Origin of the sequence: Streptomyces sp. NPDC085946 (assembly GCF_044540485.1) — a bacterium.
GTDB lineage: Bacteria > Actinomycetota > Actinomycetes > Streptomycetales > Streptomycetaceae > Streptomyces.
Window position 1 is genome coordinate 13,219 of the sequence record NZ_JBITSF010000017.1, and the last position, 18,802, is coordinate 32,020.

General features: G+C 72.7%; 17 protein-coding genes. 11 read left to right on the forward strand and 6 right to left on the reverse strand.

Going from position 1 to position 18,802, the window contains the following annotated elements:
- Nucleotides 1-235 precede the first annotated feature (235 nt).
- From ACIF8T_RS28420 to ACIF8T_RS28430, 3 genes are all read left to right on the forward strand, one after another.
- Nucleotides 236-2,443 (forward strand): glycoside hydrolase family 3 N-terminal domain-containing protein, encoded by a 2,208-nt coding sequence (locus tag ACIF8T_RS28420; RefSeq protein ID WP_400038954.1) that lies wholly within the window; start codon nucleotides 236-238, stop codon nucleotides 2,441-2,443.
- Nucleotides 2,444-2,485: 42 nt separating this feature from the next.
- Nucleotides 2,486-4,699, forward strand: coding sequence for a glycoside hydrolase family 6 protein (locus ACIF8T_RS28425; protein ID WP_400038955.1), 2,214 nt, complete (start codon nucleotides 2,486-2,488; stop codon nucleotides 4,697-4,699).
- A 209-nt stretch (nucleotides 4,700-4,908) separates the two neighbouring features.
- The gene (locus tag ACIF8T_RS28430) at nucleotides 4,909-5,997 is read left to right on the forward strand and encodes a lytic polysaccharide monooxygenase (RefSeq protein WP_400038956.1); all 1,089 of its coding nucleotides are present in this window, start codon (nucleotides 4,909-4,911) and stop codon (nucleotides 5,995-5,997) included.
- Nucleotides 5,998-6,061: 64 nt separating this feature from the next.
- Here the strand turns inward: ACIF8T_RS28430 and ACIF8T_RS28435 are convergent, their stop codons facing one another.
- Nucleotides 6,062-6,760 (reverse strand): hypothetical protein, encoded by a 699-nt coding sequence (locus ACIF8T_RS28435; protein WP_400038957.1) that lies wholly within the window; start codon nucleotides 6,758-6,760, stop codon nucleotides 6,062-6,064.
- A 174-nt stretch (nucleotides 6,761-6,934) separates the two neighbouring features.
- Here ACIF8T_RS28435 and gcl point away from each other — a divergent pair, with 174 nt between their 5' ends.
- Nucleotides 6,935-8,719 carry a glyoxylate carboligase gene (gene gcl, locus ACIF8T_RS28440; RefSeq protein WP_400038958.1) on the forward strand — a complete coding sequence of 595 codons (1,785 nt, stop codon included), beginning with the start codon at nucleotides 6,935-6,937 and terminating at the stop codon, nucleotides 8,717-8,719.
- Between the two features lie 304 nt (nucleotides 8,720-9,023).
- On the opposite strand, the gene ACIF8T_RS28445 is transcribed toward gcl, so the two are convergent.
- The 3 genes from ACIF8T_RS28445 to ACIF8T_RS28455 all read right to left on the reverse strand — a co-directional run bounded on the left by ACIF8T_RS28445 (nucleotide 9,024) and on the right by ACIF8T_RS28455 (nucleotide 11,667).
- A complete protein-coding gene (locus ACIF8T_RS28445) occupies nucleotides 9,024-9,260 on the reverse strand; it encodes a hypothetical protein (protein ID WP_400038959.1) in 237 nt (78 codons plus the stop codon).
- A gap of 619 nt (nucleotides 9,261-9,879) precedes the next feature.
- Entirely contained in the window at nucleotides 9,880-10,773 is an 894-nt protein-coding gene (locus ACIF8T_RS28450) for a 2-hydroxy-3-oxopropionate reductase (RefSeq protein WP_400038960.1), read from the reverse strand.
- Nucleotides 10,774-10,827: 54 nt separating this feature from the next.
- Nucleotides 10,828-11,667: a TIM barrel protein gene (locus ACIF8T_RS28455; RefSeq protein ID WP_400038961.1), complete on the reverse strand. Its 840-nt coding sequence runs from the start codon at nucleotides 11,665-11,667 to the stop codon at nucleotides 10,828-10,830.
- A gap of 186 nt (nucleotides 11,668-11,853) precedes the next feature.
- Between ACIF8T_RS28455 and ACIF8T_RS28460 the strand changes: the two genes are divergently transcribed.
- From ACIF8T_RS28460 to ACIF8T_RS28490, 7 genes are all read left to right on the forward strand, one after another.
- Nucleotides 11,854-12,105 carry a thiamine-binding protein gene (locus ACIF8T_RS28460; protein ID WP_400038962.1) on the forward strand — a complete coding sequence of 84 codons (252 nt, stop codon included), beginning with the start codon at nucleotides 11,854-11,856 and terminating at the stop codon, nucleotides 12,103-12,105.
- Complete coding sequence (locus tag ACIF8T_RS28465) at nucleotides 12,102-12,464, forward strand: helix-turn-helix domain-containing protein (protein WP_400038963.1); 363 nt, start codon at nucleotides 12,102-12,104, stop codon at nucleotides 12,462-12,464. The genes ACIF8T_RS28460 and ACIF8T_RS28465 overlap by 4 nt, the downstream gene beginning before the upstream one ends.
- A gap of 142 nt (nucleotides 12,465-12,606) precedes the next feature.
- Nucleotides 12,607-13,116 (forward strand): 2-oxo-4-hydroxy-4-carboxy-5-ureidoimidazoline decarboxylase, encoded by a 510-nt coding sequence (uraD, locus tag ACIF8T_RS28470; protein ID WP_400038964.1) that lies wholly within the window; start codon nucleotides 12,607-12,609, stop codon nucleotides 13,114-13,116.
- A 7-nt stretch (nucleotides 13,117-13,123) separates the two neighbouring features.
- Nucleotides 13,124-13,519 (forward strand): hydroxyisourate hydrolase, encoded by a 396-nt coding sequence (uraH, locus tag ACIF8T_RS28475; protein ID WP_400038965.1) that lies wholly within the window; start codon nucleotides 13,124-13,126, stop codon nucleotides 13,517-13,519.
- A gap of 4 nt (nucleotides 13,520-13,523) precedes the next feature.
- Nucleotides 13,524-14,471, forward strand: coding sequence for a factor-independent urate hydroxylase (gene pucL, locus ACIF8T_RS28480; RefSeq protein WP_400038966.1), 948 nt, complete (start codon nucleotides 13,524-13,526; stop codon nucleotides 14,469-14,471).
- Between the two features lie 136 nt (nucleotides 14,472-14,607).
- Nucleotides 14,608-15,987 carry an 8-oxoguanine deaminase gene (locus ACIF8T_RS28485; protein ID WP_400038967.1) on the forward strand — a complete coding sequence of 460 codons (1,380 nt, stop codon included), beginning with the start codon at nucleotides 14,608-14,610 and terminating at the stop codon, nucleotides 15,985-15,987.
- 346 nt (nucleotides 15,988-16,333) lie between these two features.
- A complete protein-coding gene (locus tag ACIF8T_RS28490; RefSeq protein ID WP_400039086.1) occupies nucleotides 16,334-17,680 on the forward strand; it encodes a nucleobase:cation symporter-2 family protein in 1,347 nt (448 codons plus the stop codon).
- On the opposite strand, the gene ACIF8T_RS28495 is transcribed toward ACIF8T_RS28490, so the two are convergent.
- Nucleotides 17,646-18,248, reverse strand: coding sequence for an exonuclease (locus ACIF8T_RS28495; RefSeq protein ID WP_400038968.1), 603 nt, complete (start codon nucleotides 18,246-18,248; stop codon nucleotides 17,646-17,648). The genes ACIF8T_RS28490 and ACIF8T_RS28495 overlap by 35 nt on opposite strands.
- A gap of 100 nt (nucleotides 18,249-18,348) precedes the next feature.
- A complete protein-coding gene (locus ACIF8T_RS28500) occupies nucleotides 18,349-18,771 on the reverse strand; it encodes an acyl-CoA thioesterase (protein ID WP_400038969.1) in 423 nt (140 codons plus the stop codon).
- Nucleotides 18,772-18,802: the final 31 nt, after the last annotated feature.

An 18,802-nucleotide genomic window follows, 5' to 3' on the forward strand; every position in this document is an offset into this window, starting at 1 on the left:
GCGACCCGAGCGGCACCGCCCGCCCGGGAGGTCCGCCGGGCCCGCCGCACCGGACCGCTCCGGGGCCCGCCCCGCCTCTTCCCCGCGCCGGCGAGCGGGGCGGACCCCGCAGCGACCCCCCCGTCACGGCGTCCCGTGCTCCCGCACCACCCCCGCACGACCGCCACGGCCCGCACCCTCCCGTGCCCCGTTCCCGCGCCCCCTCCGGCCCGCACCCGGAAAGGCCCCTCCTGCCATGAGCCCGAGTCCCGCACGGTCCCCCCGCCGTCCCGCGTTGGCCGCCGCGCTGTGCGCCGCGATCCTCGCCGTGACCGGGCTGACCGCCGCCGCCCCGCCCCTCGAACGGGCCGCGCCGGCCGCCGCCCTCCCGTACCAGGACCCCGCCCTGCCGGTGGCGGACCGGGTCGCCGACCTGCTGTCCCGGATGACGCTCGACGACAAGCTCGGCCAGATGACGCAGGTCGAGAAGGACGCGCTGGTCCCGCAGTCCGACCTCGCGTCCTACCGCATCGGCTCGGTGCTCTCCGGCGGCGACTCCACCGTCAGCCCCAACAACGCCCAGACCTGGGCCGACACCTACGACTCCCTCCAGCGCACCGCCCTCGGGACCCCGCTCGGCATCCCGATGATCTACGGCATCGACGCGGTGCACGGCCACAACGCGGTGCGCGGCGCCACGCTCTTCCCGCACAACATCGGCCTCGGCGCCACCCGTGACCCGGCCCTGGTGCAGCGCGTCGGACGCGCGGTCGCCGAGGAGGTGGCGGGCACCGGCATCGACTGGTCGTTCGCGCCCTGCCTGTGCGTGGCCCGCAACGACCGGTGGGGCCGCACCTACGAGTCGTTCGGCGAGAAGCCCGAACTGCCCACGTCCATGGCCACGTTCGTCACCGGGATGCAGGGCGGGACCCTGGGCGGCGACCCGGCCTCGGTGCTCGCCACCGCCAAGCACTACCTCGGCGACGGCGGCACCACCGGCGGCGTCGACCAGGGCGACACGGAGCTGTCCGAGGCCGAGCTGCGCGCGATCCACCTGCCGCCGTTCCAGGAGGCGGTCCGGCGGGGCGTCGGCTCGGTGATGCTCTCGTACAGCAGCTGGAACGGCGTGAAGTCGCACGCCCACAAGTACCTGGTGACCGACGTGCTCAAGGGCGAGCTGGGCTTCGGCGGGTTCGTCGTGTCCGACTGGGCCGCCGTCGACCAGCTCGACGGGCTCAGCGGCTTCACCGGCGCCGAGATCACCACGGCCGTCAACGCCGGCGTCGACATGGTGATGGTCCCGCACGACTACAAAAGGTTCCTCTCCCTGCTGCGCGGCGAGGTGAGCGCCGGGCGGATCCCTCTGGCGCGCGTCGACGACGCCAACCGGCGCATCCTCACCAAGAAGTTCCAGCTCGGACTGTTCGAAAAGCCGCTCACCGACCGGTCGTTGACCCCGACCGTTGGCTCTGCGGAGCACCGGGCGCTGGCCCGGCAGGCGGTGCGGCAGTCGCAGGTGCTGCTGAAGAACGACGGCGGTGTGCTGCCGCTGGCGAAGAACGCCAAGCTGTTCGTGGCGGGGAAGTCCGCCGACGACATCGGCAACCAGAGCGGCGGCTGGACCGTGGGCTGGCAGGGCCGCAGCGGCCCGGTCACCGAGGGCACCACCGTCCTGCAGGGCATCCGCGCCGCCGCGACCGACCCGTCCCGGGTCACGTACGACCGCTACGGCAACGGCGTCGACGGCAGCTACACCGCCGCCGTCGCGGTCGTCGGGGAGACGCCGTACGCGGAGATGCGCGGCGACCGGCCCGGCGGCATGGGACTGGACCAGGAGGACCTGCAGACCCTCGCCCGGCTGAAGGCGAGCGGGGTGCCCGTCGTCGTGGTCCTGATCTCCGGCCGCCCGCTCGACGTCGCCGCCCAGCTGCCCGACTGGAAGGCGCTGCTGGCGGCCTGGCTGCCCGGCACCGAGGGCGGCGGCGTCGCCGACGTGCTCTTCGGCGACCACGCCCCGACCGGCAAGCTGCCCATGACCTGGATGCGCAGCGCCTCCCAGCAGCCGATCAACGACGGCGACGGCAAGAGCCCGCTCTTCGCGTACGGGCACGGCCTGACCTACGGCACCGGTCCCGACCCCGATCCGGACCCCGACCCGGAGCCCCAACCCAAGTCCTGCACGGTCCAGTTCAAGGTCGCCTCGGCCTGGAACGGCGGCTACCAGGCGGAGATGACGGTCAAGAACTCCGGCACCGGCCCGCTCACCGGCTGGTCCGTCGCCTGGGATCTGGGCGGTTCCACCGTCACCAGCCTGTGGAACGGCTCCCTGACCGTGGCCCAGGGCCGCGCGACCGTCCGCAACGCCGCCCACAACGGCGCCCTGTCTCCCGGCGCCACCACCTCGTTCGGCTTCACCGCGAACGGCGGTGCGGGCACGCCCGCTCCGCAGTGCACCGGCTTCTGACGTACGACCGGCACACCCGCACGTACCACCGAGGAGGGCACGATGACCAACCCGACCAGAGCCCACGGCGCCTCGCTGCCGCGCAAGCGCCGACGACGGTCGGCAGCCCTGGCCACCGCCCTGGCCACCCTGATGCTCGGGGTGGCGGGTCAGATCGCGGGACAGCCCGCGGCAGCGGCGGAAGCTCATGTCGACAACCCCTTCGCCGGGGCCACCTTCTACATCAACCCCGACTACGCCGAGCGCGTCGACTCGTCCATCGCCCAGACCTCCGACGCCACGCTCAAGGCGAAGATGGAGAAGGTCAAGACCTATCCGACCGCCGTCTGGCTGGACCGGATAGCGGCCATCCACGGCGGTACCGCCAACGCCGGACGCAAGAGCCTCGCCGACCATCTCGACCTGGCGCTCGCCCAGAAGAAGCCCGGACAGCCGATCACCGCCACCATCGTGGTGTACGACCTGCCCGGACGGGACTGCGCCGCCCTCGCCTCCAACGGCGAACTCCCGGCCACCCAGGCGGGTCTGGATCGCTACAAGACCGAGTACATCGACGTCATCGCGAACGTCTTCAAGAACCCCAAGTACCAGGACATCCGCATCACCACGGTCATCGAGCCCGACAGCCTGCCCAACCTGGTCACCAACACCTCCGACCCCGAGTGCGCCCAGCTCAAGAGCAGCGGCCTGTACGTCAAGGGCATCCAGTACGCCCTGGACAAGCTGCACGCGATCCCGAACGTGTACACGTACCTGGACTACGCGCACTCCGGCTGGCTCGGCTGGGACAACAACCTCACCCAGACCGTGCAGCAGTACACCGAGGTGGCCAGGGGCACCGCGGCCGGTCTGAGCAGCGTCGACGGCCTGATCACCAACGTGGCCAACTACACGCCGCTGGAGGAGCCCTTCCTGACCAACCCCGACAAGACGGTCGGCGGCAACCCGGTCAAGTCGGGCAAGTACTACGAGTGGAACCCGAACTTCGACGAGGTGGACTTCACGAAGAACGTCCACCGGGCGCTGGTCGCGGCGGGCTGGCCCGCCTCCACCGGCATGGTGGTCGACACCTCCCGCAACGGCTGGGGCGGCGCCGCGCGGCCCACCGCGGAGAGCACCAGCACCACGCTCGACACCTACGTCACCGAGTCCAAGGCTGACCGCCGTACCCACCGCGGACTGTGGTGCAACGTGAGCGGAGCCGGCATGGGGCAGCCGCCGCAGGCCTCGCCCGCGGGATACCCCGACTCGCACCTCGACGCCTACCTGTGGGTCAAGCCGCCGGGGGAGTCGGACGGCGCGAGCAAGGACATCCCCAACGACGAGGGCAAGCGCCAGGACCCGATGTGCAACCCCGACTACACGGCGCCCAGCGCCGGGAACAACAAGACGGGGGCACTGCCCGACGCGCCGCTGGCCGGGCACTGGTTCCACGACCAGTTCTCCATGCTGGTGCGCAACGCCTACCCCGCCGTGCCGACGGGCGGCACCGACCCGGGTGACACCACGGCCCCGACCGCCCCGACCGGACTGCAGGCCACCGCGAAGACCGCGAGCAGTGTCTCCCTGGCCTGGACCGCGGCCACCGACAACGTGGGCGTGAGCGGCTACGACGTCTACCGCGACGGCGTCAAGGTCACCGCCCAGCCGGTCACCGGGACCGCCTTCACGGACACCGGGCTGCGCGCGGCGACGGCCTACGCCTACACCGTGCGGGCCCGGGACGCGGCCGGGAACGTCTCCGCCGCCTCGGCCGCGCTGAGCGTCACCACCGAGGCGGGCGACGGCGGACCCGACCCGGCGGGCGGCCTGAAGGTCGCCTACAAGAACAACGACGCCTCGGCCACCGACAACGCCATCCGCCCGGGCCTGCGCATCACCAACACCGGCAGTGCCGCCCTGGACCTGACCAAGGTGACCGCCCGCTACTACTTCACCCGCGACGGCGGCTCGTCCACCGTGAACGCCTGGTGCGACCACGCGGCCGTCGGCTGCTCCACCGTCAAGCTCCGGGTGGTGCCGCTGAGCACACCGGTCGCGGGCGCGGACGCCTACCTGGAGGTCGGCTTCTCCGCCGGCACGCTGGCCGCCGGCAAGGACACCGGCGACCTCCAGCTCCGCCTGGCCAAGTCCGACTGGTCCGCGTTCGACGAGACGGGCGACTACAGCCGCACCACCGCCACCGCGTACGCCGACGCCCCGGCGGTCCCCGCCTACGTCGGCACCGTCCTGGCCTGGGGCGCGCCGCCCGCCTGAGCCGCGCACGCCCTCCCCGCACTCCCTCGCCCGTCCGGCGGCGTCCTCCCCGGACGGGCGGGGGCTCCACCACCGGGCGGCGCACCGGCCGCGCGCCGCAAGGAGAACGGCACGACCCGTAAGAGAACGGCACGACCGCAAGGAGAGCGACAAGACCGCAAGGAGAACGGCACGACCCGCGACGATCCCCACGAAGTACAGGAGACACCATGGCTCGACCCAAGAAACGACTGGTTTCCCTGGCGGCGGTGCTGGCGACCCTGCTCGGCGGCATCGGTCTGGCCCTGCTGGGCCAGGGCAGCGCACAGGCGCACGGCGTGACGATGATGCCCGGATCGCGGACCTACCTCTGCTGGCTGGACGCCAAGACCAGTACCGGATCGCTGGACCCGACGAACCCGGCGTGCCGGGCCGCGCTCAACGAGAGCGGCGCGTCCTCGCTGTACAACTGGTTCGCCGTGCTCGACTCCAACGCGGGCGGCCGCGGCCCGGGTTACGTCCCGGACGGCAAGCTGTGCAGCGCCGGCGACCGCTCCCCGTACAACTTCACCGGCTACAACGCCGCCCGCGCCGACTGGCCCCGCACGCACCTGACCTCCGGGGCGACGGTCAGGGTCAAGCACAGCAACTGGGCGGCGCACCCGGGCAGTTTCCGGGTGTACCTGTCCAAGCCCGGCTACGCGCCCACCTCCCCGCTCGGCTGGGGCGACCTGGAGCTGATCCAGACGGTCACCAACCCGCCCCAGTCGGGTTCGGTGGGCTCCGACAGCGGCCACTACTACTGGGACCTGAAGCTGCCCTCGGGCCGCTCGGGCAACGCGGTGATGTTCATCCAGTGGGTGCGCTCGGACAGCCAGGAGAACTTCTTCTCCTGCTCCGACGTGGTCTTCGACGGCGGCAACGGCGAGGTGACCGGGATCCGCGGCTCGGGCGGCACGCCCACCCCGGAGCCCACGCCGACCCCGACGCCCACGCCGACCGACCCGCACTCGGGGTGCATGGCCCTCTACAAGGTGACGAACCAGTGGAACGGCGGCTTCCAGGGGTCCGTCGAGGTGATGAACCACAACACCACCGCGCGTGACGGCTGGGCCGTGCGCTGGCAGCCGGGCGACGGCACCAGGATCAGCCAGGTCTGGAACGGCACCCTGAGCACCGGCTCCGACGGCACGGTCACGGTCAAGAACACCGACCACAACCGCACCATCGCGCCGGACGGCAGCGTGACGTTCGGCTTCACCGCCACCTCGACCGGGAACAACCTGCCGGTCGGCTCGATCGGCTGCGTCAACCCGTAACACCCGGACCAGCGGCGCCGGTTCCCGATCCCGCGGGAACCGGCGCCGTCGTGTGCCCGGGGCGTCAGGCGGCGAACGCGTCGGCGTGCTCGTTGACCGGCTGCGGCGTGCCGGTCAGGTCGAGCACGAACAGCGGCACCCCCAGCCCGTCGGCCCGGGCGCGGGCGGCCTCGGTGTACCCGGCGAGGGAGAAGTGCACGCAGGCCGCGGACTCCGTCATCGCCGTCAGCCACAGGCACTCCACGTCCCGCAGCGGCACCGGGCGCAGCGAGGCGTCCACGTGGACCAGCAGCCCGGGGGCGGCCAGCCCGACGCCGGACACCGGCCGCCGGTCGGCCCGGCGGACGTCCCGGTGGCCGAGCCAGCGCAGGTAGAGGGCGGCGGCCGTCACGGCGTCGCGCACGGTGCGGATGCCCGGCGGCCGGAAGGCGGGGCGCCCGGCCGCGTCCGTTTCCGGTTCCGCGTCCGGCGGCCCGTCGCCGGGAGCCGTCCTGGGGCCCGCCACCGGTATCCGCAGCACCGTGCCGCAGGGGCAGCCCAGTTCGGGCACCGGCCACTCGGTCTCCCGCGCGCAGGCGGGACAGCGCACGGCGACCCACTCCTCCCGCCACGCCCGGTGCCGGACGGCCGCCGGCGTCCCGTGCCGGTCGAGCGGGACGGTGACGGCGGTCCCGCAGGCGCACGGGTAGGAGGGCGCGGAGTACAGGTGCGCGCGCCGGCAGGCGGGACAGCGCACGGACACGCTCGCGGACATGGCACCCATCGTGGGGCACGGGACCCCCTCCTGTCCGCCGCTCGGACGTCTCTCGTCTCTTGACGGCTCCCACGACCCTGCCTACATTACTTCCAGATCGTAGAAATTACTTTCCACAATACGGAATAGCTCACCGCGGGGCGCGACGGAGTGCGAATCCGACAGCCGAAGCAGGAGTACTCGATGGCTCGAATGACCGCTGCCCGCGCGGCAGTTGAGATCCTCAAGCGCGAGGGCATCACCGACGCGTTCGGTGTCCCGGGCGCGGCGATCAACCCGTTCTACGCGGCGCTCAAGGCCTCCGGCGGCATCACCCACACCCTCGCCCGGCACGTCGAGGGCGCCTCGCACATGGCCGAGGGCTACACCCGGACCCACCCGGGCAACATCGGCGTCTGCATCGGCACCTCCGGCCCGGCCGGCACCGACATGATCACGGGCCTGTACTCCGCGACCGGGGACTCCGTCCCGATCCTGTGCATCACGGGCCAGGCCCCGACCGCCGTGATCCACAAGGAGGACTTCCAGGCCGTCGACATCGCCTCGATCGCCAGGCCGGTCACCAAGATGGCGGTGACGGTCCTGGAGGCCGCGCAGGTCCCGGGCGTCTTCCAGCAGGCCTTCCACCTGATGCGCTCCGGCCGTCCCGGTCCGGTCCTGATCGACCTGCCGATCGACGTCCAGCTCACCGAGATCGAGTTCGACCCGGAGACCTACGCGCCGCTCCCGGCCTACAAGCCGGCCGCGACCCGCGCCCAGGCCGAGAAGGCGATCGGGATGCTGAACGCCGCCGAGCGGCCGCTGATCGTCGCGGGCGGCGGTGTCGTCAACGCCGACGCCTGCGACCTGCTCGCCGAGTTCGCCGAGCTGACCGGCACGCCGGTCGTGCCGACCCTGATGGGCTGGGGCGTCCTGCCCGACGACCACGAGCTCAACGCCGGGATGGTCGGCCTGCAGACCTCGCACCGCTACGGCAACGCGACCTTCCTGGAGTCCGACTTCGTCCTCGGCATCGGCAACCGCTGGGCCAACCGCCACACCGGCAGGCTCGACGTCTACACCGCGGGCCGCACCTTCGTGCACGTCGACATCGAGCCCACCCAGATCGGCCGGATCTTCGCCCCCGACTACGGCATCACCTCCGACGCGCGGGCCGCGCTGAAGCTGTTCGTCGAGGTCGCCAGGGAGCTGAAGGCGGCCGGGACGCTGCCCGACCGCTCCGCCTGGGCGGCCTCCGCGCAGGAGCGCAGGGCCACCCTCCAGCGCCGTACGCACTTCGACGACATCCCGATCAAGCCGCAGCGCGTCTACGAGGAGATGAACAAGGCCTTCGGACCCGAGACGCGGTACGTCTCCACGATCGGCCTCTCGCAGATCGCCGGCGCGCAGATGCTGCACGTCTACCGGCCGCGCCACTGGATCAACTGCGGTCAGGCGGGCCCGCTCGGCTGGACCGTCCCCGCCGCGCTGGGCGTCGCCAAGGCCGACCCGGAGGCGTCCGTGGTCGCCCTGTCCGGCGACTACGACTTCCAGTTCATGATCGAGGAACTGGCGGTCGGCGCGCAGCACAAGATCCCGTACGTCCACGTCCTGGTCAACAACGCCTACCTGGGCCTGATCCGCCAGGCGCAGCGGGCGTTCGACATCGACTTCCAGGTCAAGCTGGAGTTCGAGAACGTCAACGCGCCCGAGCTCGGCGTCTACGGCGTCGACCACGTCAAGGTCGCCGAGGGCCTCGGCTGCAAGGCGATCCGGGTGACCGACCCGAACGAGCTGGGCGCGGCCTTCGAGCAGGCCAAGAAGCTCGCCGCCCGGTACCGGGTCCCGGTCGTCGTCGAGGCGATCCTGGAGCGCGTCACCAACATCTCCATGTCCACGACCAACGACATCGGCAACGTCGTCGAGTTCGAGGAACTCGCCACCGAGCCCGGCCACGCGCCGACGTCGATCAGGACGCTGAAGGCCTGACCCGGGCAGCGCCCGCGGCGGCAGGGGCGGCCCCTCCGGAGGGAGGGGCCGCCCCTCGACGTTCCGCGGCGCGGCGGCGGCCCCGTCCGCCGCCGCGCACGGGGCCCGGGCCGCCCCCGTGACGGACCCGGGCTCCGTCTCCCCCGTCGGCGGGGCCCGCCTCCCCCGTGGCGGCGGGTCCCGTGTGACCGAGGATGGGCCCGTCCCGCCGGGAGGTGAAGCCCCCGGGACCTTGTTCAGAGGTTGATCTGAGGGTTGCGTAGCGGCGGTACGACCGGTGGCGTAGACGGGCACCGGCGTTCCCTCAGGGCTCGTGGTGCTCCGACAGCCCCGGCCAGTCGTCCGGGCCGCCGCCCTGCCACTCGATGAGGTCGCTGTCCGCGACGTCGGTGACGTACAGGTCGGCCAGCCGCAGGATCTCGCCGACGTCGTCGGCGTGCGAGGCGATGCCCAGCGTGTCGTCGCCCGCGGTGACCCGCCGGGACCCGTCGAGGGCCGGCGGGTGGACCACGATGTGCGGTTGCTCGGTCGGGTGGGTCATGCCTTCAGGTTCCTGCGGGCGGGACCGCGGCGCACCCCAGGACGCCGGCGAGCGCCGGATGCGGGAACCGTCCGCATCCGGCGCTCGCCGGGGTCTGGCCGTCCGGCGGCGCGAGGCTGGGCGCGACAGGACATTCGCGCCGCCGGACGGGGTCTTCGGGTGGTGCTCGGGCCGGGACCGCGGCGGGTGCGACGGAACCGGTGCCTCCTCCCCTCAGGTCGTAGGAGGAGGGTCCGGTCCTTCACCACCGCACTGGCTCGCACTCTCCCGCGTTCTCGCCTTCGCTCGAACACGGGGGATCCCGCCGCGGTCCTCGCCCTGCCCGCGATGCTCCGGGCGGCCACCCCTCATCCGGGCCGCTCCGGGACACCGCGGGCCGCGCGCACGGTCCCGGCCTCCGGCCGGGTCCCGTACGCGAGCCGTGGGCTCGCTCCTCGCGCAGGGCGTGGACCGCCTGCTCCGCGCGCCGGCCGTCCCCGGGGCCGGCCGGCGCGGAGGCGCGCGAGGTTCCTCTCGGTCACATCGTCGTTTCGGGAGGGGATCCGGGCGGCGCCACCGCCTGGGCGCGACAGGACAGGTGTCGGCGGCGGCGCCGCCCGGAGGACGGGGACCGCCGGGGTCAGACCCGGGCGCCCGACAGGCGCTCCACGGCCCGCAGCAGGGCCGAGTGGTCCAGGCCGCCGTCGCCCTGCGCGCGCAGCGACGCGACCAGTTGGGCGACCACGGCGCCGACCGGCAGGGCCGCGCCGACGGCGCGGGCGGCATCGGTGACGATGCCCATGTCCTTGTGGTGCAGGTCGATGCGGAAGCCGGGCTTGAAGTCCCGGTCCAGGAAGGCGTCCTTCTTCCGGGTCAGCACGGTGGAGCCGGCCAGGCCGCCGTTGAGGACGTCGAGGGCCGCGCGCAGGTCCACGCCCGACTTCTCCAGGAAGACCACGGCCTCGGCGCACGCCTGGATGTTCACGGCGACGATCAGCTGGTTGGCGGCCTTCACGGTCTGGCCGGAGCCGTGCGGGCCGCACAGCACGATGGTCCTGCCCAGCGCCTCGAAGACCGGCCCGGCCTCGTCGAAGTCGGCCTGGTCGCCGCCGACCATGATCGACAGGACGGCCTCGACGGCGCCGGCCTCGCCGCCGGACACCGGGGCGTCGAGCACCCGGATGCCCTTCTCCTCGGCGTTCCTCGCCAGGTCGACGGAGGTCTGCGGGGTGATCGAGGACATGTCGATCAGCAGCGCGCCGGGCCGCGCGTTCTCCAGGATGCCGTCCGGGCCGTAGGCGATGGCCTCCACCTGCGGGGAGGCGGGGACCATCGTGATGATCACGTCGGCGTCGCGCACCGCCTCGGCGAGGGATCCGGCGGCGGTGCCGCCGGCGGCGGCCAGGCGGTCCAGCTTCTCCCGCTCCAGGGTGTAGCCGGTGACGTCGTACCCCGCCTTGATCAGGTTCTCGGACATGGGGGAGCCCATGATGCCGAGGCCGATCCAGGCGATCTTGGGAAGGGTGCTGCTCATGATTGCGGGTGCCTCTCGGGGAATCGGATGGTCGGCGGGCGGCGCGGGCCCGGCTCAGCGGGCGGCGCGGGCCCCGCGCGGCAGCCAGTCGAAGGCCTCGGCGCTCGGACGGTCGCCCGGCTTGTACTCCAGGCCGACCCAGCCGTCGTAACCGGCCTTCGCCAGCCGGTCGAGGAGGTCCTCCAGCGGCAGGGTGCCGGTGCCGGGGGCGCCGCGGCCGGGGGTGTCGGCGATCTGGACGTGGCCGGTCCGCGCGGCGTACCGCTCGATCACCGCGGGCAGGTCCTCGCCGTTCATCGACAGGTGGTAGAGGTCCATCAGGAACCGGGCGTTGCCCAGTCCGGTCGCCTCGTCGACCTTGTCGGCGATCCCGACCGCGGCGGGCGCGCTCACCAGCGGGTACAGCGGCGACTCGGGCGCGTTGAGCGCCTCGATCAGCAGGACCGCGCCGATCCGGTCGGCGGCCCGGGCCGCGAGCACCAGGTTCTCCAGGGCCAGCGCGTCCTGCTCGGCCGGGTCGACGCCCGCCACGCGGTTGCCGTACAGCGCGTTGAGCGCCGTGCAGCCGAGGGAGCCGGCGAAGTCGGCGGCCACGTCGATGTTGGCGCGGAACCGCTCCGACTCCTCGCCCGGCACGGACAGGGCGCCGCGGTCCGGGCCCGGCAGCCGCCCGGCGTAGAAGTTGAGGCCGGTGAGCCGGACGCCCGCGTCCTCGATCGCGTGCCGCAGCGCGTCCAGCTCCGACCGCGCGGGGGTGGGGGAGTCGGTCCACGGCCACCACAGCTCGACCGCGCCGAAGCCGGCCGCGGCGGCGGCCGCGGGGCGCTCCAGGAGCGGGAGTTCCGTGAAGAGGATCGACAGGTTGACGTTGAAGCGCTGGTCTGCGAATCCCATCGGGGCCGCGCTCCCTTCCTGACTCGCCTTCCGCTCAGTCATTCCACATTGCGGAAGTTGGTTTCTGTCTAATGGAAGACACCGGGAAGACTGCCCGGCGGCCGGGAGGCTGTCAAGGGGGGCGGCCGCGAGGGCCGCCCGGGCAGGGGCTGCCCGAACGTCCACCGCGCGCGTTAGGTTGAGCCCGTGCGACTGCGAGTGGAATTCACGACCGAGCCCTTCGACCTGGACGAGGCACCCGCGCACGCGCTGGTGGCCCGTGAGGTGGTCGAGGCCGCCGAACTGGACGCGGTGGACGTCGGCCCGTTCGGCAACACCGCCGAGGGGCGTGCCGACGCGGTGCTCGACGTCGTGGGCGCGCTGCTGCGCAGGACCCTCCAGGCGGGCGCCACCCGGATCTCGCTCCAGGTCAACGTGGTCGAGGAGGCGGACCGGTGACCGGCGAGGAGCCGTTCATCGCGGCCGTGAAGCCGCTGGTCGACGCGATCGGCGGGGAGCTGCTCCCGCCGGACGAGGCCGGCCCCGACGACGTCGTGCTGTCCTGGGAGGGCGCGCACGTCGTCGCCGTGCGCCTGCCGCAGCTCGCGGACTCCCTGGACCACATCCTGGCCGCCATGGAGCGGCAGAAGGGCCGGCCGCTGTCCGAGCTGGAGCGCAAGGACAAGCAGGAGGTCGTCCGCACCCTGGAGGCGCGCGGCGCCTTCTCCGTGCGGCACGGCGTGGAGACGGTGGCGAGCGCGCTCGGCGTGAGCCGCTTCACCGTCTACAACTACCTCAACCGCGAGAAGGGCTCCTGATCCGGCCGGCCGCGGGCGGCGGGACGGGGCCGGCGTTCCGTAACCCCGATTTTTCAACAAAGTGTTGACGCGGTGGTGCGGAGGGCGTTAGCTACTGGCACGCCCGTTCAGCACGAAGGCCGACACGGCCACGGAGGCTCCCGTGACGCCCACTTCCACGCCGCCGGGCCTGGCCCGCTTCAACGCCCTCGACGAGCAGGCGGCCCACGCCGCCCTGCACGAGGCGTGCGCCGCCACGGCGTGGGTGAGGCGGCTGCTGGCCGCCCGCCCCTACGCCACCGCCGAGGACCTGTACGCCGCCAGCGACGCCGCCACGGCGGAGCTGACCCCCGCGGACCTCGCCGAGGCGATGGCCGGGCACCCGCCCATCGGCCGCCCCAGGCCGGGCGACCCGACCTCGGCGCGGGAGCAGCGCGGCATGGCCGGCGCCTCCGAGGAGCTCAAGGCCGAGATGCTCGAACTGAACCTGGCCTACCAGGAGAAGTTCGGTCACGTCTTCCTCGTCTGCGCCACCGGCCGGACCGGCGAGCAGATGCGCGACGCGGTCAGGGAACGGATCGGGAACGCGCCCGAGCGGGAGCGGGAGATCGTCCGCACCGAACTGGGCAAGATCAACCGGATCCGGCTCGCCCGACTCGTCGAAGGGGACTGAGAGCAGCATGAGCACGAGCACCACCGCATCCGTCTCCACGCACATCCTGGACACCAGCGCCGGCCGCCCCGCCGAGGGCGTCGCCGTCCGCCTGGCCGCCCGCGCCGGCCGCGACGCCGGCTGGCAGGCGCTCGGCGGCTCCGCCACCGACGCGGACGGGCGGTGCAAGGACCTCCCGGCCCTGCCCGAGGGGACCACCCACGTACGGCTCGACTTCGCCGTCGAGCCCTACTTCGCAACCCAGCAAGCCGATGCGCAGCAGGACGCCCCCGCGAATCGGGACAGCGGCCCCGCGGTGTTCTTCCCGGAGGTGGCGGTCACGTTCGCCGTCGTGCCCGGCGAGCACTACCACGTACCGCTGCTGCTCAACCCGTTCGGCTACTCCGTTTACCGAGGGAGCTAGCTACATGACCGTGCATGCCCGCCCCGGCCGCCCCGTCCTCCTGGGACAGAACCAGTACGGCAAGGCCGAGAACCGAGTCGTCAGGATCACGCGGGACGGCGCCACCCACCACATCAAGGACCTCAACGTCTCCGTCGCCCTCTCCGGCGACATGGAGGAGGTCCACTACTCCGGCTCCAACGCCAACGTCCTGCCGACCGACACCACCAAGAACACGGTGTACGCGTTCGCCAAGGAGTACGGCATCGAGTCCGCCGAGCAGTTCGGCATCCACCTCGCCCGCCACTTCGTCACCAGCCAGGAACCGATCCACCGGGCCCGCATCCGCATCGAGGAGTACGCCTGGGAGCGGATCGGGACCTCCGGCGCGGACGCGCCGGCCGCCGGAGCCGACCGGGCCGAGCACTCCTTCGTCCGCAAGGGCCAGGAGACCCGGCTGACGCAGATCACCTACGACGGCGAGCGGTGGGAGGTGATCTCCGGCCTGAAGGACCTCACCGTCATGAACTCGACGAACTCGGAGTTCTGGGGCTACGTCAAGGACAAGTACACGACGCTCAAGGAGGCCCACGACCGCATCCTGGCCACCCAGGTCTCCGGCCGCTGGCGGTTCAACTGGACCGACGACGACCAGCGCGCGCCCCACTGGGAGGAGTCCTACGAGCAGACCAGGAAGCACATGCTCCAGGCCTTCGCCGAGACGTACTCCCTGTCGCTCCAGCAGACGCTGTACCAGATGGGCGCGCGGATCATCGACCACCGCGACGAGATCGACGAGGTCCGCTTCTCCCTCCCGAACAAGCACCACTTCCTGGTCGACCTGGAGCCGTTCGGGCTGAAGAACGACAACGAGGTGTACTTCGCCGCCGACCGCCCCTACGGCCTGATCGAGGCGACCGTCCTGCGGGACGGCTGCGAGCCGAGGATCCCGGTCGACCTCACCAACCTCTGACGCGTCCGGGTGCCCCCGCAACCCCGGGGGCACCCGTCCTCCCTCGGCACCCGCGGCCCCCGGGCCGCGGCACTCAAACTCCCAGGGTCCTGCCGTGCCCTCGCCACAGAAGGAACCAGAGAAAAAGGGACGCACCATGGCAGCAGCCCAGCGCATCGTCATCGAGAACTGCGCGATCGCGACCGTCGACGCGAACGACACCGAGTACGCCTGCGGACACGTCGTCCTCGCCGGCAACCGCATCGAGTCGCTCGGCGCGGGCAAGGCCCCCGAGGGCCTGGAGAACGTCGTACGCCGGATCGACGCCACCGGGCACCTCGTCACCCCCGGTCTGGTCAACACCCACCACCACTTCTACCAGTGGATCACCCGGGGTCTGGCCACGGACCACAACCTGTTCGACTGGCTCGTCGCGCTCTACCCGACCTGGGCGCGCATCGACGAGCCGATGGTGTACGCGGCGGCCCAGGGCTCGCTCGCCATGATGGCCCGCGGCGGCGTCACCACCGCCATGGACCACCACTACGTCTTCCCGCGGGGCTCCGGCGACCTGTCCGGCGCGATCATCCGCGCCGCCCGCGACATGGGGGTGCGCTTCACCCTCGCCCGCGGCTCCATGGACCGCAGCGCCAAGGACGGCGGCCTGCCGCCGGACTTCGCCGTCGAGACCCTCGACGGCGCGCTCGCCGCCACCGAGGAGACCGTCAGGCAGCACCACGACGCCTCCTCCGACGCCATGACCCAGGTCGCCGTCGCGCCCTGCTCGCCGTTCTCCGTCTCCACCGAACTGCTGCGCGACGGCGCGCAGCTCGCCCGCCGCCTCGGCGTGCGGCTGCACACCCACGGCTCGGAGACCGTGGAGGAGGAGAAGTTCTGCCACGAGCTGTTCGGCATGGGCCCGACCGACTACTTCGAGTCCACCGGCTGGCTCGGCGAGGACGTGTGGATGGCGCACTGCGTCCACATGAACGACTCCGACATCGCCGCCTTCGCCCGCACCCGGACCGGCGTCGCCCACTGCCCCTCCTCCAACGCCCGGCTCGCGGCCGGCATCGCCCGCGTCCCGGACATGCTCGCCGCCGGCGTCCCGGTCGGCCTCGGCGTCGACGGCACCGCCTCCAACGAGTCCGGCGAACTCCACACCGAACTGCGCAACGCCCTGCTCATCAACCGTCTCGGCGCGCACCGCGAAGCGGCCCTGAACGCCCGCCAGGCGCTGCGCCTGGGCACCTACGGCGGCGCCCGGGTCCTCGGCCGCGCGGCGGAGACCGGCTCCCTGGAGCCGGGCAAGCTGGCCGACCTGGTGCTGTGGCGGATGGACACCCTCGCCCACGCCTCCATCGCCGACCCGGTCACCGCGCTGGTCCTCGGCGCGGCCGCCCCGGTCACGGCCTCGTTCGTGAACGGCCGGCAGATCGTCGAGGACGGACGGCTGCTCACGGCCGACGAGGACGCCATCGCCCGCGCCACGCGGGCCGAGGCGCAGCGGCTGGCGCGGATCGCCGCGCAGGGCTGAACCACCCGAAGGACTCCGGCCGGGAGGGACGGCTTCCGGCCGGCAGCCGTGGACCCGAGCGGGGCCCATGGCGGCCGTCGCCGGGGCGCGCGTGGACGCGCGCGCCCCGGAACGGTCCCGTTCCCTCCCGAACGGCCGTCCCGGTCCCTCCCCGCACCCCCGGCACCGCCCGAGCAGGGAGGTGTACCCGCACGCCCACCCGCACCACCTCCCTGAAACCCACGTCGGAGCCGACGTGTACCCGACCGGAGGAGCCGCCGTGGCCGCTCAGCCCGATGCCGTACCGCCCACGTCCCCCGCACCGCGCGCCGTACATCCCGTCGACGAGAAACTCCCCGCCCTCAAGATGGCGACCAGCGGCCTGCAGCACGTGGCCGCCATGTACGCCGGGGTCGTCGCCCCGCCCCTGATCGTCGGCGCGGCCATCGGCCTGACCGGCACCGACCTCACCTTCCTCACCGGCGCCTGCCTGTTCACCGCGGGCCTCGCCACCTTCCTCCAGACCCTCGGCGTCTGGAAGATCGGCGCCCGGCTGCCCTTCGTCAACGGCGTCACCTTCGCCGGCGTCGCCCCCATGACCGCGATCGTGGCCTCCACCGACGACCGGTCCGACGCGCTGCCGGTCATCTTCGGCGCGGTCATCGTCGCGGGCGTGCTGGGCTTCCTCGCCTCACCGGTCTTCTGCAAGGCCGTCCGCTTCTTCCCGCCGGTGGTCACCGGCACGGTGATCACCCTCATCGGCGTCTCGCTGCTGCCCGTCGCCTTCGGCTGGGCCCAGGGCGCCGCCCCCACGGCCGGCGACTACGGCTCGCCGACCAACCTGGGCCTGGCGGCGGCGACCCTCGTCGTCGTCCTGCTGCTGCGCCGCTTCACCCGCGGCTTCGTCAAGCAGATCGCCGTCCTGCTGGGCCTGGTCGCCGGCACGCTGGTGGCGGTCCCGTTCGGCGTGACGGACTTCTCGCCGGTCGCGGACGCGGACCTGGTCGGTTTCCCGACGCCGTTCCACTTCGGCGCCCCGCAGTTCCAGCTGGCCGCGATCCTGTCGATGTGCGTGGTCATGGTGGTGTCGATGACCGAGTCCACCGCCGACATGCTGGCGCTCGGCGAGATCGTCGACCGCAAGGCCGACGAGAGGACCATCGCGGCCGGCCTGCGCGCCGACACCCTCGGGTCCGCGGTCAGCCCGCTGTTCAACGGCTTCATGTGCAGCGCCTTCGCGCAGAACATCGGCCTGGTCGCGATGACGAGGATCCGCAGCCGCTACGTCGTCGCGACCGGCGGCGCGTTCCTGGTCCTGATGGGCCTGTGCCCGGTGGCCGCCTCGCTCATCGCCGTCGTCCCGCGCCCGGTGCTCGGCGGCGCGGGCGTCGTCCTGTTCGGCTCGGTCGCGGCCAGCGGCATACAGACCCTGGTCCGGGCCGGCCTGGACAAGGACAACAACGTCCTGATCGTGGCCGTCTCGCTGGCCGTCGGCATCATCCCGATCACCGCGCCGGAGTTCTACCACGCCTTCCCCGAGACGGCGAGGATCGTCCTGGACTCCGGCATCTCCACCGGCTGCGTGGCGGCCGTCCTGCTGAACCTCGTCTTCAACCACCTCGGCCGCGACGCCCGCGACGCCCGGGACGTGACCCATCCGATGGAGGCCGGCGAGGAGATCAAGGGGGTGACCCGGGCCCCGGCCACGCCATGAGGTCGGCCAGCAGCTCGGCCTGCTCGATCGCGTCGTCCAGGGCGTGATGGGTGTGGGGGCGCCGGGGCAGGAGGTGGCGGGGCATCGTGCCCTTGGCCACCGCCCGCAGCGGCACCCCCGCCTTCGTCGCGTACAGCGTCTTCATGTCCAGGCAGCCCGAGTGCCCGAAGGGACTGGAGCCGGTGAAGCGGATCAGGTACCAGTACAGGAACGTCCAGTCGTACGACGCCGGATAGCCGCACATCACCGGCTGGGCGCCGCCGCCGACGCTGCGGACCCAGGAGCAGAACTCCGCGAGCGCGACCGCCGGTTCGGCGCCCTCGGCGACGAGGCGCTCCCGGTCGAGCCCGCTCACCGCCAGCGCCTCGGGAACGAACTCCTCGCCGGTCGGCCGCAGTTCGCGGTAGAACGTCAGCTCCCCGGGATCGGCGGGGGTGAAGCCGTCGGCGTCGTGCCGTCCGGCCACCGCGGCCCCCAGGCTCAGCATGGAGTACGGCCCCGGGATCGGCCCGTCCGCCTCGATGTCGACGGACACGTACAGGCTGGGTCTGATGCGTCGTGCGGTCATGGAGGCGCAGCATCGCAGGCCGGCGGGGGCGCCGCATCCGGATTTCCCGGGTGCGGCCGGCGCTGCGACGGGCTCGCGCGGGGACGGGCCCCGGCCCGTCTCACAGCCCGAACACGGCCGGGTCCGACGCCAGTTCCCCGAACCGCTCCCGCGGGCGGGGGACCAGCTTGCGCGCCGTGAGGTCGATGAGGCCGCCGACCGCCGTGATCTCGGCCGCCACCGTGCCGTCCGCCTTGCGGATCGTCTGGTGGATCCGGAACGTCTTGCCCTCGCCCCACTCGAAGGCGCACGTCACCTCCACCTCGTCCCCGGCGAGCAGCTCGCGCAGGTAGCGGATGGTGGTCTCCAGGGCGACCGGCCCCACGCCCCGGGCGATCAGGGCGGACTGGCTGATCCCCGCGGCCCGGAGCAGGGACCAGCGGGCGTGTTCCGCGTAGTTCAGGTACACCGCCTGGTTGAGGTGTCCCTGCACGTCCGTCTCGTACCCGCGGACGGTCACCGGAACGGAAAACGGCTCGGTCACGGTCTCTCCTCCACAGCGGCGCCCACGGGTC